This window comes from Aliiruegeria sabulilitoris (assembly GCF_001558155.1).
GTDB classification, from domain to species: Bacteria; Pseudomonadota; Alphaproteobacteria; order Rhodobacterales; family Rhodobacteraceae; genus Tropicimonas; species Tropicimonas sabulilitoris.
Genome location: NZ_LOAS01000003.1, coordinates 222511 through 237242 on the forward strand (window position 1 = coordinate 222511; position 14732 = coordinate 237242).

A 14732-nucleotide genomic window follows, 5' to 3' on the forward strand; every position below is an offset into this window, starting at 1 on the left:
TCGCGGTCAAAGCCCTTGTTTCTGTTCCGCCGGGTGGCGCAGTGTCCGCCAGGGCCTTGCCTTGAAAAGGCTTCAACCAGCCGAAGAAACCGTCTAAAGGAGCGGGTCTGATCCGATTCTCCTGTCTGTGAGCGCATTATGAGCTTCACCCTGGCCCTCGTGGGCCGCCCAAACGTGGGCAAATCGACCCTGTTCAATCGTCTCGTCGGCAAACGTCTTGCCCTCGTGGACGACCAGCCCGGCGTGACCCGTGACCTGCGCGAAGGCGAGGCCCGGCTTGGAGACCTGCGCTTTACTGTCATTGACACGGCCGGGCTTGAGGAAGCGACAGACGAGTCCCTGCAGGGCCGTATGCGTCGATTGACCGAACGGGCGGTGGAGATGGCCGATATCTGCCTGTTCATGCTCGATGCCCGCCAAGGCGTCACCCCGGCCGACGAGATCTTTGCCGAGATCCTGCGCAAGAAGTCGGCCCATGTGTTGCTGGCCGCGAACAAGTCCGAGAGCAATGCCAGCGATGCGGGCGTTCTGGAGGCCTATGCGCTCGGGCTCGGCGATCCGATCCGGATTTCGGCCGAGCATGGCGAGGGCATGGCCGATCTCCACGCCGTGCTGATGCCGCTGGCCGATGCCTTCGAGGCGCGTGCCTTCGAACAGGCGCCGGCGACCGATATCGAGCTGACCGAGGAAGAGGCCGCCGAGGGCGAAGGGCCGCTTTTCTCTCGGTCGAAGCCTTTGCAGGTGGCCGTGGTCGGGCGCCCGAATGCTGGAAAATCCACGCTGATCAACAGGATCCTCGGCGAGGACCGGCTGCTGACCGGCCCCGAGGCGGGCATCACGCGCGATGCTATTTCAATTCCGGTTGAGTGGAAGGGCACGCCGATGCGTATCTTCGACACCGCCGGAATGCGCAAAAAAGCGAAGGTGCAGGAGAAGCTGGAGAAGCTCTCGGTCTCCGACGGGCTGCGCGCGGTGAAATTCGCCGAGGTGGTCGTCGTCCTGCTCGACGTGGAAATCCCCTTCGAGCAGCAGGACCTGCGCATCGCCGACTTGGCCGAGCGCGAGGGCAGGGCGGTCGTGGTGGCCGTGAACAAGTGGGATCTCGAAGACGAGAAACAGGAAAAGCTGGCGGAGCTGAAGGAGGAATTCAACCGCCTGCTGCCGCAGCTCAAGGGCGCGCCGCTGATCACGGTTTCCGCCAAGACGGGCCGCGGCCTGGACCGGCTGCATGACGCGATCGTGCGGGCGCATGAAGTATGGAATCGCCGGGTGCCGACGGCGAGGCTCAACCAATGGCTTACGGGCATGCTCGAAGCCCATCCGCCCCCCGCACCGGGCGGCCGCAGGATCAAGCTGCGCTACATGACCCAAGTGAAGACGCGCCCGCCGGGGTTCGTGGTGATGGCCTCTTTCCCCGAAAAACTGCCGGAAAGCTATAAACGCTATCTGGTCAACGGGCTGCGGGAAGATTTCGACATGCCGGGTACGCCGATCCGCCTGACCTTCCGAAGCCAGTCGGACAAAAACCCGTACAAGGACAAGAAGAAGTCCACGCCGTCCCGGCTACGCAAGCATATGGGCAAGGGGCGGGCAGACGAACGCTGAGGAAATGGATCTACAAGATGTCGGTTCTGCGGAAGTGCGAACGTTTTGTTGCAAGGCTTAGAAAATAAACGCAAAAATCTGCCTGAGAAATATTTCGAACGGGGCGTGCGATCCCCTTGAAACCGGCGTGTTTCGCTATCATTTCTCCGCTTGGAGGTAATTGAACCTTCTTTTTGCACTCGCAAGATAGCGGGTCTTCATGGAGAAAACCAAAAATGCGGAAAAGCGCTTTCGTCGTTGCTCTGCTTGCTCTTGCCCTTCCGGCGATGGCTCAAACCATGGTCGACGATGCCGACGGTGACGGTGTCTACTCGCTCGCGGAAATGCAGGCTGCCTATCCGGATCTCAGCAAAGAACTGTTTGCCGAACTCGATGGCGATGCCGATGGCATGATCAGCGCCGAGGAACTGGCCGCTGCCAAGGAAGATGGCATGATCGCCGAGTAATTACCGCTCGGAAGGATCGAAAACGAGCCCCCGGAAATCGCTCTCCGGGGGCTCTTTTGTTCTCAGACGAGCGTGCCCTCGGCCGTGATGCGGCGCTTGCCACCGAGCCAGGGATACAACGCTTCCGGCAGATCGACCGATCCGTCTTCCCGCTGACCGTTCTCCAGAACCGCGATCAGGCAGCGCCCCACGGCAAGGCCGGAGCCGTTCAGCGTATGGACGAATTCCGGCTTGCCGCCGCCCTCGGGGCGGAAACGGGCATTCATCCGGCGCGCCTGGAAATCGCCGCAGACGGAGACCGAGGAAATTTCGCGATACATGTTCTGCCCCGGCAGCCAGGCCTCGATGTCATGCGTCTTGCGCGCACCAAACCCCATATCGCCAGTGCACAGCACGATCGTGCGATAGGGAATGCCGAGCTTCTCCAGGATCACCTCGGCACAACGCGTCATCCGCTCATGCTCTTCCATGCTCTTGTCGGGATGGGTCACGGAGACCATCTCGACCTTCTCGAACTGGTGCTGGCGGAGCATGCCGGAGGTATCGCGGCCCGCGCTGCCGGCTTCCGAGCGGAAGCAAAGCGAATGGGCCGTGAAACGACGGGGCAGGTAGCCCTCCTCGACGATCACGTCATTAACGATATTGGTCAGCGTCACCTCGGAGGTCGGGATCAGCCACCAGCCCTCGCGCAGCAGGTAGGAATCTTCGCCGAACTTGGGCAACTGCCCGGTGCCGTACATCATCTCCTCGCGCACCATGACCGGACCGTTGACTTCGGTCAGCCCGTGCTCGGTGGTGTGCGTGTCCAGCATGAACTGCGCCAGCGCGCGATGAACCCGCGCCACCGCGCCCGACATCAGCACGAAACGCGAACCAGCCAGCTTCGCCGCCGTCTCGAAATCCATGCCGTCCTGAACGGCAGCCAGCTCGTAATGCTCCTTCGGCGCGAAATCGAAGACGCGCGGCTCCCCCCAACGGCGGATCTCCACGTTGTCATTCTCGTCGGCCCCGTCCGGCACATCCTCATGCGGCATGTTGGGCAGCGTTGCGAGCAACTCGGTCAGCCGGGCATCTTCTGCCTTGGCCTCTTCCTCCAGCCGCGCAATCTCGGCCTTCTTCTCGCCCACCAGCGCGCGCAGCCGTTCGAACTCGGCCTCGTCGCCCTTTGCCTTGGCCGCGCCCACCTGCTTGGAGGCGGCGTTGCGCTCGGCCTGCGCGGCCTCGGCGGCGGTGATCTTCTCACGGCGACCGGCGTCGATGGCAAGGATATCGGAAGAAGACACCGACACCCCAAGCCGCGCCATGGCGGCGTCGAACGCGTCCGGGTTTTCGCGAATGAAGCGAATGTCGTGCATCGGGTCTCTCCTTGAAGCACTGGGTTGAACTCACGTGCCGCGTCATGCCGCAAAGCGTCCCGGGAGAAAAGCAAAAAGGCGCCCGAGCCGAGCGCCTTTCCAGCATCATCTGTTCAAAAAATATCCTCGGGGGGAGCGCCCTTGGCGCGCGGGGGGCAGACAGCCCCCCGTCCAACCTTTCAACCGAACCAGACCTCAGCCCCGACGCCGACGCCGCCCGCCTCGACCGGAACCCGCAGCCGCCGCAGCCTTGGAGGCCTCTGCGAATGTCGCGCCCTCCTTGACCGCGTCCAGCACCTTTGCCAGCCCGATCCAGGCCGCGCCATTGGGGTCATGGTTCATCAGCATGTTGGCGGCACGAATGGCCTCCATCTCGACCGAGCGCACCGGGTTCATGATGGCGGAGGTCATGCCCGCGCCGATCGCCATCGGCAGAAAGGCCGCGTTCACACCATGCCGGTTCGGCAGGCCGAAGGAGATGTTGGACGCGCCACAGGTCGTGTTCACGCCCAACTCGTCGCGCAACCGGCGCACCAACGTGAAGACCTGCTGGCCGGCCGACGCCATCGCGCCCACCGGCATCACCAGCGGGTCGACCACGATGTCATGCGCAGGAATGCCGAAATCGGCCGCCCGCTCGACGATCTTCTTGGCCACGGCGAAACGCACATCGGGATCTTCGGAAATGCCTGTGTCGTCATTGGAGATCGCCACGACCGGCACGTTGTATTTCTTCACCAGCGGCAGGATCGCCTCAAGCCGCTCCTCCTCGCCCGTAACCGAGTTCAGCAGCGGCCGCCCCTCCGCCATTTCCAGCCCGTTTTCGAGCGCGCCGGGCACCGAGCTGTCGATACACAGCGGCACGTCCACGATCGCCTGAATGCGCGTGATGAGCTCCTTCATCAGCATCGGTTCGACGAAGTTATTATCCGCGTAGCGCGGATCTTCGGCCATCTTGTTGGTGAACACCGCGCCGGAATTCACATCGAGCACCATCGCCCCGCAGGCGACCTGCTCCAGCGCATCCTTCTCCACGGTCGAGAAATCGCCCGCTTCCAACTCGGCAGCCAGCTTCTTGCGCCCCGTCGGGTTGATCCGCTCGCCGATCACGCAGAACGGCTCGTCGAAGCCGATGGTGACGGTCTTGGTCTTGCTCTCGATAACGGTCCGCGTCATGCAGCCAGTCCCTTCAATTGATCTATATGATGTTTCAACGCCGGATCGGCGTAATCCTCGACCGAGGCAGACGCGCCCGCTTCGCGCAATGCGGCGTCGGACAGCATGGTTCGAATTCCGATGGTCTTTAGGCCGGCTCCCACGGCTGAACGAATGCCCGTCGGGCTGTCCTCGAAAGCAAGCGAGACGGCGGCATCGGCGTTCAGCCGCCGCAGACCTTCCAGGTAGGGCTCCGGGTCCGGCTTGCCGCGCGAGCACTCATCTCCGATCACCAGCGTGTCAAAGCGGTCGGCAATGCCGAGCGCGGCCAGCACCGCCTCGCCGTTGTCGCGCGGCGCATTCGTCACCACGCCCTTGGCCCAGCCCATCTCGTCGGCCAGGTCCAGCAATTCCAGCGTCCCCGGCATATTTGGATGGCCCGTGCCCAGCAACTTGCGATACTCCGCTTCCTTGTGATCGGACCACGATCTTGCATCCTCGCCGGGACAAAGGTCAGAAAAAATGTCGAAATTCAGCCGGCCGTGCAGCTTGTCCCGGTAATACGCGAAATCGATCTTCACCCCGCGGGGTTCAAAAAGCTCGGCAAATACCTGCGCGTGCAGCGAGTCGGAATCGATCAGGGTTCCGTCCAGGTCGAACAGCAATGCTGTGGTCATGAAGTCTCTCAGCCTGTTGCGGCGGCCGCGTGTCCCGCTGGTCCGCCATGTTCGGCCGTCCAGCCGGCCGTGGCCTTGATACCGCCTAGCGGGAAGAAGTGCACCTGCGCGATGTTGAATTCCGGGTTTGCAGCCTTGTGGACGGCCAGCTCGGCCAGAATCTCGTTCGGCTCGAACGGCATGACCAGCTTGGTCACGTCCTTTGCCCGTCGCTGCAACACGCGCACGCTGGCGCCCACGCCGCAGGAGACGGCGAACTTGATCATCGTCTGCAACTTCGCTGGCCCGGCGATGCCGATATGGACCGGCAAGTCGATCCCAGCCTCCATAAGCCCGTTGGCCCAGGCAATGACCGGCCTGGATTCAAAGGCGAATTGCGTTGCGATCGCCATCTTCGCATCGGTGTTGCGCGAGAAGGCCTGTTTCCAGTGCAGCGCCTCCATGACGCGCTTCGTGCTGCCGGCGGGGTCGATATCGCGGTTGCCCTCGGGGTGGCCGGCAACATGCAGATGGGTAAAGCCGGCCTCGTCGAACAGCCCTGTTTCCAGCAGCGCCATGGAGGAGTCGAAATCGCCCCTCGGAGCATCGACACCACCCGCCAGAACCAAGCCCTGTTTGACATCCGCCTCGCCCTGGTAGCGCGCGATCCAGTCGGCCAGCGTCGCCTTGTCCTTGATGATCCGGGCCGGGAAATGCGGCATGACCGGAAAACCCTCGGTCGCAAGCCGTTTGGCCGTTGCCACCATGTCCTCGAAGGGCGTGCCATCGATATGGGCAATATAGACCCGTGTCCCAGCGGGCAGCAGTTCCCGGAAATTCTCGATCTTGGCCGCCGTGCGCGGCATCACCTCGATGGAGAACCCTTGCAGGAAGGTCTCCATCGCGGCTTTGCTGTCAGGCGTGGCGTTGCGCTTGCGAAACGGTAGCAGAGCCATGGCGGCCTCCCATATCTGTGCCGGCCTCAATTCCATCCGGCGTTGTCGATCAATTTCTTTATGCGGGTCTGGTCGTATTCAGCGTCGAGGCGCGCGGCCTCGGCGACGGCGATCTCGGCGGGATCGCCCTCCACCTGATAAGGCTCCGCCTTGCGCCACTCGGCGAGATAGGCGTCGGTATCCTTGGCATCCGTTGCCATGGCGCAGCGGTCGATGGCCTGTTCGAACCGCTCCGGCAGCGGCGCTTTAGAGCCACGCCGGCCCTTGCCGACGATGACCTGTGCCGGGATATCGCGCCAATAAACAATCGTGACGTCGGGCATGAAACCTGTTTCCTCGGACCTGTTACTTCCCGTTTACGCTGCAGGCCGCGCGCAAAAGGGGTGAATATCGACATGGGAGGGCGCGGCTGCGACCTCTGGACCTGCTGGCGGGCAAGGTAACGGTTGTCGGGCGCAATGATCCAGAGCGCGATTCTGTCGAAATTTTCATGTTCAATATGAGGGCGTGAATCTGTTCGCTTGCGTGACCGGGATGTCAGGGCTACGGTGAAATCAACTTGAAATGGAGGGCGTAAGATGGCGCCCAAGCGTCCCGCAGGCGCGGGCGCGTTCCCGAAACCGGTTGCAACCCCCGCGCCGACAACGCTCGATCCGGTCGCCACATACGCGGCGCTGGATCTGGGCACAAACTCGTGCCGCATGCTCGTGGCACAACCGAAAGGGTCCCAGTTCCACGTCGTGGACTCTTTTTCCAAATCGGTGCAACTCGGCGCCGGGCTTGAGGCAAGCGGGCGGCTGTCGCGTTCGTCGATGGCCCGCACGGTTCAGGCGCTGAAGATCTGCAAATCGAAATTCCAGAAGCACCGCGTACAGCGCATGAAGCTCGTGGCGACCGAGGCCTGCCGCCGGGCGCGCAACGCGCGAGATTTCATCCGTTTCGTGCGTCGGGAAACCGGGCTGCGGCTCGATATCATCGAACCTGAGGAAGAGGCCCGTCTGGCGGTGGTGTCCTGTGCGCCGCTGGTCTCCGTTCGAACGGAGCAGCTTCTGGTCGTCGATATCGGTGGCGGCTCGACCGAGCTGGTCTGGATCGATCTGAGCCGGGTGCCGGCGGCAGAGCGTCCGCGCTCGATCATGCGGCTGCACAAGGGGTTCGATTATAGCGAGGACTTGTTCCCGCGCGCCCGCGTCGTGGACTGGATCTCGGTGCCGCTCGGCGTGGCGACGCTCAAGGACCAGTTCTCGGATGTCGAGGACGATTCCGGCCGCTTCGCGCTGATGAGCTGGTATTTCGAGGAGCAACTGGCGGAATTTTCTCCCTATGCCCATGAACAGGCGCGGGAAGGGTTCCAGATCATCGGCACCTCGGGAACGGTCACGACCGTCGCGGCGAGCCATCTGGGGCTCAGGCGCTATGACCGGACCAAGGTAGACGGCTTGCGCATGAGTTCCGACCAGATCGACGCGGTCATCCGTGGCTACCTGGATCTGGGCGAAGCAGGACGGCGGGCCGATCCGCGGATTGGCAAGGACCGTCAGTCATTGATCATGTCCGGTTCCGCGATCCTGCAGGCGCTCATGCGCGTCTGGCCGACGGACAGGCTGTCCGTGGCCGACCGTGGCCTGCGCGAGGGGCTGCTCTACGCGCAGATGTCCTCGGACGGGGTGCTGGAAGACGGACCTTTCTGAAGCCGCCGATGGCGGCCGCCTTCGGCGAGGATATTTGTGGTCAGAAGAAAAGGAGGGCTTGCATCCTTCCTCTCTCCGAAAATATCCCCGGCGGAGGCATGAAACCTGATGCCGGAGACGCAAGAGGCGAGGCATGACGAAAAAGACAAGCGGGCGCGGCCAACGTGATTTGCGCGTGAAGGTGAAGACGGCGCGCGGGCGAAAGCTCAGTTCCACCCTATGGCTGGAGCGGCAGTTGAACGATCCCTACGTGGTGCAGGCCAGGCGTGAGGGGTATCGCGGGCGTGCGGCCTTCAAGATTCTGGAACTGGACGACAAGTATCGGTTCCTGGTTCCCGGGGCGCGGGTGGTGGATCTCGGCTGTGCGCCGGGCGGCTGGTGTCAGGTTGCGGTGAAGCGCGTCAATGCGCTTGGCGAGAAGTCGGGCAAGGCGGTTGGCACCGTGCTCGGGGTCGACTTGCAGGAGGTGGAGGCGATTGCCGGAGCCGAATTGCACGTGCTCGATTTCCTGGAAGACGGTGCCGATGACAAGGTGAAGGCCTGGCTCGGCGGGCAGGCCGATGTTGTCATGTCCGACATGGCCGCGTCGTCCTCGGGGCACAAGCAGACGGACCACTTGCGGATCATGGCGCTGTGCGAGGCCGCGGCCGATCTGGCATTCGATGTACTTGCGCCCGGGGGAACCTTCGTTGCCAAGGTCCTGGCGGGAGGGGCGGAGGGCGATCTTCAGAAGCTTCTGAAGCAACGTTTCGCGAAGGTGGCAAATGTGAAGCCGCCGGCAAGCCGGGCGGATTCGTCGGAGAAATTCGTGGTCGCCACCGGTTTTCGTGGCGAAACAGAGCAAGAGGCCTGACGCGTTTCTGGCAAGCCCAATCGCCATTGACACGTTCTCGGCCTTGCAAGGGCGCAATGGGCCTTGAACGAGATCCCTGATCCTCTTCGTACCCGCCTATCGACTGACCAGGTAGAGCGCGACCCACAGCGCCACGGGACCGCCCGGTCCCGCTTCGGCAAAGAGCGCGCTGGCGAGCGCCAGCCCGAGCATGCTTGCCCCGACAAGTGCGCTCTGCTCCAGAGCGGAGCGCGCGCAGATCCTTGATCGGACCTGTTCAGGGGGGTGACCGACGACGAGGCCGGTGAGCATGCACAGCCAGATGTGGCGCAACAGCAGGCCAAGTTGAAGAAGCGGGGAGAAAAGACGTGTAACCATAACTGCGACTCGGGCGTGTATCAGGGGCATTGCAACCAAGTTTGTGGCCGTTCTTGTTTCGTTCAGGTTAACGCCTGAGGAGCTTTGCGAGATGGACCGCCACGCGGGAAGCGCTCCCGCCAATAAGCGCGAAAGTGTTCGGCAAAGGGGAAGTGTTGTCGGGTGCCCGTCCTTGAGCGGCGCGCGGCAACCGCGAGCCTGTTTGACCTGTCGCGTTTGCGCATTTCGAGCCGCGATGGATCATCCATCCGGCCGAACCCTTCGGAAACGCGGACATCTTACGTTGTTCCGACTGTGGAAATGGCTATGAAAGAAGCAAGGGTCTGAAAAGAACCTCTATTGTACCTGCAGGGAAATTGTCTCGATGCTGCTGAAAAAACATCGCCTTATGACCGGAATCCTGACCGCTTTCATGCTGAGCGGTGTTGCCTGGGCGCAAACGGAAGAGACTGCCGTGAAGGTTGCGGTCTCCGCGGTCTATACCGAGGAACTGATCGACGAGGCGAAGTTCATCGGGCTTGGCCAGGCCATGGACAAGGTCGATATCGTGGCCCGGGTCAGCGGCTATCTCAAGGATGTACTGGTGGCCGATGGCGCGCCGGTGGAGCAGGGCGAAGACCTGTTCCAGATCGAGCCGGATGCCTATGAAGCGACCCTGCAGGCGCGGCAAGCCGATCTGGCGCGCGCGCAGGCCAATCTCGAACTCGCCGGTATCGAGCTTGAACGCAAGAGCGAACTGGTCAGGCGCGATGCCTCGCCGCAAAGCGAGGAAGATATCGCGCGGGCCAATGAGAAGGTCGCGGAAGCCGCGGTGCAGGCCGCCGATGCCGCGATCCGTTCCGCCGAACTGGATCTGAGCTACACCAAGATCAGCGCACCTTTCGCCGGCCGGATCGGCGTGGTCAACACTTCCATCGGCGATCTTGTCGGGCCGACGACACAGCCCTTGGTGACGCTCGTGCGCGAGCGGCCGATGCAGGTGTCCTTTTCGCTGACCGAGAAGCAGCTACTGGACGTGCTGGAACAGATTGAGGCCGAGGTGCACGAACTGAAGGACTCCAGCAAGACGCCGGAGGTTTTCGTGACCCTTCCCAACGGCACGCGGCTGGAGGAGCCGGGCAAGATCGTGCTCGTTGACAACCGGATCGACCCGGCCACGGGCACCATCGCGCTTCGGGCCGAATTCCCAAACGAGCGCGGCCTGATTGTCGATGGCTCCTTTGTCGATGTCTCGATCCAGGCGCTGAAGGCGGAAACGAAGATCCTCGTGCCGCAGGCCGCCCTGCAGCGCGATCAGCGCGGCGATTTCGTGCTGATCGTTACCCCCGATCAACGGGTCGAACAGCGCTACGTGACGCTCGGACGTCAGGTCGGCACTGCAATGGTGGTTCAGGATGGCGCCCGAGAGGGCGAGATGGTGATCGTCGAGGGGCTGCAGCGGGTCCGCGCCGGCGCAAAGGTCGAGGCGGTCGCCGCGGGCGTGCCGTCGGAGCAAACCTCCGGGCAATCGGGAAACTGAGCCGATGATCTCCACGGTATTCATTCGCCGTCCCAAGATGGCCATCGTGATTTCGACCGTTCTGACCATCATGGGCTTGATCGCCTATGCGGTGCTGCCGGTCGAGCAATTCCCCGATATCACGCCCCCCGTGGTGCGGGTCTCGGCAAACTATACCGGCGCGACGGCCGAGACGGTCGAAAACACCGTGGCTGCCCCCATCGAGGCGCAGGTGAACGGGGTGGACGACATGCTTTACATGTCGTCGGACAGCTCGGCCACCGGATCCTATTCGTTGGCGGTGACCTTCGAGGTCGGGACGGATCCGGACATCGCCTCGGTCAACGTGCAGAACCGGGTGGCGCAGGCCACCGCGCAGCTTCCCACCGAGGTGACCTCGCGCGGCGTCGTGACGCGAAAAAGTTCGACCAACATGCTGCTGGTGGCGACGCTCGTGTCGCCCAATGGCACCTATGACGAGGTATTCCTGTCCAACTATGCCTCGATCAACCTGAAGGACGCGCTGTCGCGGATCCAGGGTGTTGGCGAGGCCAATGTGCTGACCGATTTCGCCTATGCCATGCGGATGTGGATGAACCCGGACCGGATGGCCAGCCTCGGCGTGACGCCGGGCGACCTGATCAGCGCGATCCGCGAGCAGAACCTCGAGGTCTCGGCCGGCCAGGTCGGGTCTCCGCCGGTGCCGGATGGGCAGCAATTCCAATATACCATCACCTCCAAGGGCCGGCTGGCATCGGTCGAGGAGTTCGAGAATATCGTCGTACGTACCGGCGGCTCGGGCGCCATCGTCCGCGTGAAGGACATCGCGCGGGTCGAGCTGGGCGCCAACTACTACAACGCCTCGGGGCGCTATAGCGGCCAGCCGGCAACGGTTCTGGCGGTATACCAGGCACCGGGCGAGAACGCGCTGGCCGTCTCGCAAAAGGTGCTGAGCGAGCTGGAGCGGCTGAGCCGCGTCTTCCCCGACGATGTCGAATACGAAGTGCCGTACAACTCGACCGATTTCGTCGAAGCCTCGCTCAACGACGTGGTCTCGACCCTGATCCTGACCTTCGCGCTGGTGATGTCGGTCGTGTTCATCTTCCTCGGAAGCTGGCGAGCGACGATCATCCCGATGGTGGCGATCCCTGTCTCGCTGATCGGTACATTCGCCTTCCTGCTTGCCTTCGACATGTCGCTCAACACCGTGTCGCTCTTCGCGCTGGTGCTGGCCATCGGTATCGTGGTGGATGACGCCATCGTCGTGGTCGAGAACGTGGAACGCCTGATCGCGGAGGAGGGGCTTTCCGCCCCCGAGGCCACGGCCAAGGCCATGGGACAGATCACCGGCCCTGTCATTGCCACGACGCTGGTTCTGCTGGCGGTCTTCGTGCCGGTGACCTTCATGCCGGGCATCACCGGACGGCTCTATTCGCAATTCGCGGTCACCATCTCGACCGCGGTGGTCATCTCCTCGATCAACGCGCTGACCCTGTCGCCCGCGCTTTGCGCCATCGTGCTCAAGCCGCGCTCGGGCGAAGCCAAGGGGCTGCTGGCGGTGTTCGAACGGTCGATCGGCGGGCTGCGCAACGGCTATACCGCCATCGTCAAGCGCTTCGTGCGGGTGGCGCTGCTCAGCATCGTGGCGATTGTGGCGGTGGTCATGGTCATGGGCTCGATCTTTGCAACCACGCCAAAGGGCTTCATCCCGATCGAGGATAACGGTTCGCTCTTTGTCGATGTGCAACTGCCCGATGCGGCCTCGCTGGAGCGCACGCAGGGGGTGACCGAGCGTATCGACGGTTTGATCCGGGAGATCCCCGGGGTCTCGGGAACGGTGCTGGTGAACGGGTTCAGCCTGCTCAACGGCTCCGGGTCCAACGGCGCGATGGTCATCGTCAATCTTCACCCATGGGAAGAGCGCCAGACGCCTGAGCTGAGCGCGAACGGGATCCTGGCACAGATCTATGGAATCTCGAACCAGGAGATCGCGGCCTCAGTGCTCGCCTTCAACCCGCCGCCGATTTCCGGCCTCGGCCTGTCGGCCGGCGTCGAGATGAAGGTGCAGCAGACCGGTGGCGGCTCGGCACAGGATCTGTCCGCCGCGCTCGGTGGCATGGTCTATGCCGCCAACCAGCGCGAGGAACTGGCACAGGCCTATACGACCTTCCGGGCCAATGTTCCGCAGGTTTTCGTCGATCTCGACCGGGAGAAGGCCAAGACGCTCGACGTGACGGTGTCCGAGATCTTCCAGACCTTGCAGGCCTATCTCGGCTCCTATTATGTGAACGACTTCAACCTGTTCGGGCGGGTTTACCGGGTGATGATCCAGGCCGATGGCGACTACCGCCGTCAGGTCGAGGATATCTCCGAGCTGCATGTACGCTCGACCACGGGCGCCATGGTGCCGCTCGGCACGCTGATCGATGTCGAGAACGTGCTCGGTCCGGTGCTGCTCAACCGCTACAACATGTTCCGCTCGGCCACGATCACCGCCGTGCCGGCCGCAGGGCTGTCGACGGGCGATGCGATCACGGTGCTGGAGGAAGTTGCCGCCGAGAGCCTGCCGCCCGGCTATGCCTTTGAATGGACCGGCACCGCGCAGCAGCAGCTCGACTCGGCCGGCATGGTGCAGGTGATCCTGATGATGGCGATCCTGTTTGGCTATCTCTTCCTCGTGGCGCAATACGAGAGTTGGACAATGCCGGTGGCGATCCTGCTCTCGGTCACGGTGGCGCTGTTCGGCGCGGTGCTGGCCGTGGTTGTGGCGGGCTCAGACATCAACCTTTACACCCAGATCGGGATGATCATGTTGGTAGGGCTCGGGGCGAAGAACGCGATCCTGATCGTCGAATTTGCCATGGAGCGAAGGGCTGCGGGGCTGACAGTGCGCGAGGCTGCGGTGGAGGCCGCGCATCAGCGTTTCCGGGCGGTCATGATGACGGCCTTGTCCTTCCTGCTCGGCGTGGTGCCGCTGCTGACGGCCTCCGGCGCGGGCGCTGCCAGCCAGAAGGCCATCGGCACCGCCGTGTTCGGCGGCATGCTGGCGGCCACGGTGCTCGGCGTGATCCTTGTGCCGGTGCTGTATGTGGTGCTGCAAAACACGCGCGAGACGGTAAAGCGCCTGCTTGGCGGCAAGCCCAAAGCCGAACCGGAAGCGATTGCGGTGGAGACCGCGCCGGAGTGAGCGCGGGCCTAATTCCGAGCGTAACAGTGTGGAGCATTGCATGAGTTCGGATCTGTCCGGCAAGATCTGCGTCGTGACCGGGGCAGGGCGGGGGATCGGTGCCGGAATCGCCCGCGCCTTTGCCGAGGCTGGCGGGCAGGTCGTCGTGACCGACAAGGATGAAAAGGCGGCCGAGAAAGCCGCCCTTAATATCGGCGGGAGTTCTCGGCGTCTGGATGTCTCCAACGAGGCCGATTGGGACGCGCTGAAAGCCGCCTGGCCCAGGATCGATGTGCTGGTGAACAATGCGGGTGTCACGGGGTTCGAGGAGAGCGCCGCGCCGCAAGATCCGGAACATGCCAGTCTTGAGGATTGGCGCGCCGTGCACAGGGTCAACCTGGACGGCACGTTTCTGGGCTGCCGCTACGCGATCGGCGCGATGCGAGCTGCCGGATCCGGCTCGATCATCAATATCTCTTCGCGGTCGGGAATGGTCGGCATTCCTGGCGCTGCGGCCTATGCCTCCTCCAAGGCGGCCATTCGCAACCATACGAAAACGGTGGCGCTCTATTGCGCGGAGCAGGGGTTGGCCATTCGCTGCAACTCGATCCACCCGGCCGCGATCCTGACGCCGATGTGGGAGCCGATGCTGGGCGATGGGCCTGACCGTGATAGCCGCATGGCCGCGCTCGTGGCCGACACGCCCCTGCGGCGGTTTGGAACGGTGCAAGAGGTGGCGGCGCTTGCGCTGATGCTGGCCAGTGACGGCGCGGCCTATATGACGGGTGCCGAGCTCAATATAGATGGCGGCCTTTTGGCCGGGTCCGCGGCAACGCCGTCGCGCGACGAATAGCAACGCGGTCTACAGACTGGTGCCGTTTGCACCGGGGGCTTTGCCCCGGCGCTCTTGCGAGCGCCCTCCCCCGGATACCTGAGGAAAGAGGAAGAAAGCGGCAACGGTTTCATCCTTCCCGAAAATACGCCCGCCGGAGTT

At 63.2% G+C, this 14732-nt stretch carries 13 protein-coding genes; 7 read left to right on the plus strand and 6 right to left on the minus strand.

The genetic code is table 11. From position 1 onward, the window contains the following. Nucleotides 1-138 precede the first annotated feature (138 nt). Both der and AX756_RS05485 read left to right on the plus strand, forming a co-directional pair. Complete coding sequence (gene der / locus AX756_RS05480; protein WP_068309443.1) at nucleotides 139-1605, plus strand: ribosome biogenesis GTPase Der; 1467 nt, start codon at nucleotides 139-141, stop codon at nucleotides 1603-1605. A gap of 215 nt (nucleotides 1606-1820) precedes the next feature. Then, a complete protein-coding gene (locus tag AX756_RS05485) occupies nucleotides 1821-2051 on the plus strand; it encodes a hypothetical protein (protein ID WP_068309444.1) in 231 nt (76 codons plus the stop codon). A 62-nt stretch (nucleotides 2052-2113) separates the two neighbouring features. On the opposite strand, the gene serS is transcribed toward AX756_RS05485, so the two are convergent. The 5 genes from serS to AX756_RS05510 all read right to left on the minus strand — a co-directional run bounded on the left by serS (nucleotide 2114) and on the right by AX756_RS05510 (nucleotide 6496). Further along, complete coding sequence (gene serS, locus AX756_RS05490; RefSeq protein ID WP_068309445.1) at nucleotides 2114-3406, minus strand: serine--tRNA ligase; 1293 nt, start codon at nucleotides 3404-3406, stop codon at nucleotides 2114-2116. Between the two features lie 195 nt (nucleotides 3407-3601). Next, complete coding sequence (locus AX756_RS05495; RefSeq protein ID WP_068309446.1) at nucleotides 3602-4582, minus strand: methyltetrahydrofolate cobalamin methyltransferase; 981 nt, start codon at nucleotides 4580-4582, stop codon at nucleotides 3602-3604. Then, nucleotides 4579-5238: an HAD family hydrolase gene (locus tag AX756_RS05500; RefSeq protein WP_068309447.1), complete on the minus strand. Its 660-nt coding sequence runs from the start codon at nucleotides 5236-5238 to the stop codon at nucleotides 4579-4581. Before AX756_RS05500 ends, AX756_RS05495 begins: the two co-directional genes overlap by 4 nt. 8 nt (nucleotides 5239-5246) lie before the next feature. Continuing rightward, entirely contained in the window at nucleotides 5247-6173 is a 927-nt protein-coding gene (locus AX756_RS05505) for a methylenetetrahydrofolate reductase (RefSeq protein WP_068309448.1), read from the minus strand. Nucleotides 6174-6199: 26 nt separating this feature from the next. Further along, nucleotides 6200-6496, minus strand: coding sequence for a virulence factor (locus AX756_RS05510; protein WP_068309449.1), 297 nt, complete (start codon nucleotides 6494-6496; stop codon nucleotides 6200-6202). A 255-nt stretch (nucleotides 6497-6751) separates the two neighbouring features. On the opposite strand from AX756_RS05510, the gene AX756_RS05515 reads away from it, so the two are divergent. Both AX756_RS05515 and AX756_RS05520 read left to right on the plus strand, forming a co-directional pair. After that, entirely contained in the window at nucleotides 6752-7864 is a 1113-nt protein-coding gene (locus AX756_RS05515; RefSeq protein WP_068309450.1) for a Ppx/GppA phosphatase family protein, read from the plus strand. A gap of 133 nt (nucleotides 7865-7997) precedes the next feature. After that, nucleotides 7998-8717 carry an RlmE family RNA methyltransferase gene (locus AX756_RS05520; protein WP_068309451.1) on the plus strand — a complete coding sequence of 240 codons (720 nt, stop codon included), beginning with the start codon at nucleotides 7998-8000 and terminating at the stop codon, nucleotides 8715-8717. 96 nt (nucleotides 8718-8813) lie between these two features. On the opposite strand, the gene AX756_RS05525 is transcribed toward AX756_RS05520, so the two are convergent. After that, the gene (locus tag AX756_RS05525) at nucleotides 8814-9074 is read right to left on the minus strand and encodes a hypothetical protein (RefSeq protein WP_156461398.1); all 261 of its coding nucleotides are present in this window, start codon (nucleotides 9072-9074) and stop codon (nucleotides 8814-8816) included. Between the two features lie 364 nt (nucleotides 9075-9438). Between AX756_RS05525 and AX756_RS05530 the strand changes: the two genes are divergently transcribed. From AX756_RS05530 to AX756_RS05540, 3 genes are read left to right on the plus strand one after another with little or no spacing between them, the layout of a single operon-like run. Continuing rightward, nucleotides 9439-10593 carry an efflux RND transporter periplasmic adaptor subunit gene (locus tag AX756_RS05530; RefSeq protein ID WP_068309453.1) on the plus strand — a complete coding sequence of 385 codons (1155 nt, stop codon included), beginning with the start codon at nucleotides 9439-9441 and terminating at the stop codon, nucleotides 10591-10593. Between the two features lie 4 nt (nucleotides 10594-10597). Beyond that, nucleotides 10598-13759 (plus strand): efflux RND transporter permease subunit, encoded by a 3162-nt coding sequence (locus AX756_RS05535; protein WP_068309454.1) that lies wholly within the window; start codon nucleotides 10598-10600, stop codon nucleotides 13757-13759. A gap of 40 nt (nucleotides 13760-13799) precedes the next feature. Then, nucleotides 13800-14591: an SDR family oxidoreductase gene (locus AX756_RS05540; RefSeq protein WP_068309455.1), complete on the plus strand. Its 792-nt coding sequence runs from the start codon at nucleotides 13800-13802 to the stop codon at nucleotides 14589-14591. Nucleotides 14592-14732: the final 141 nt, after the last annotated feature.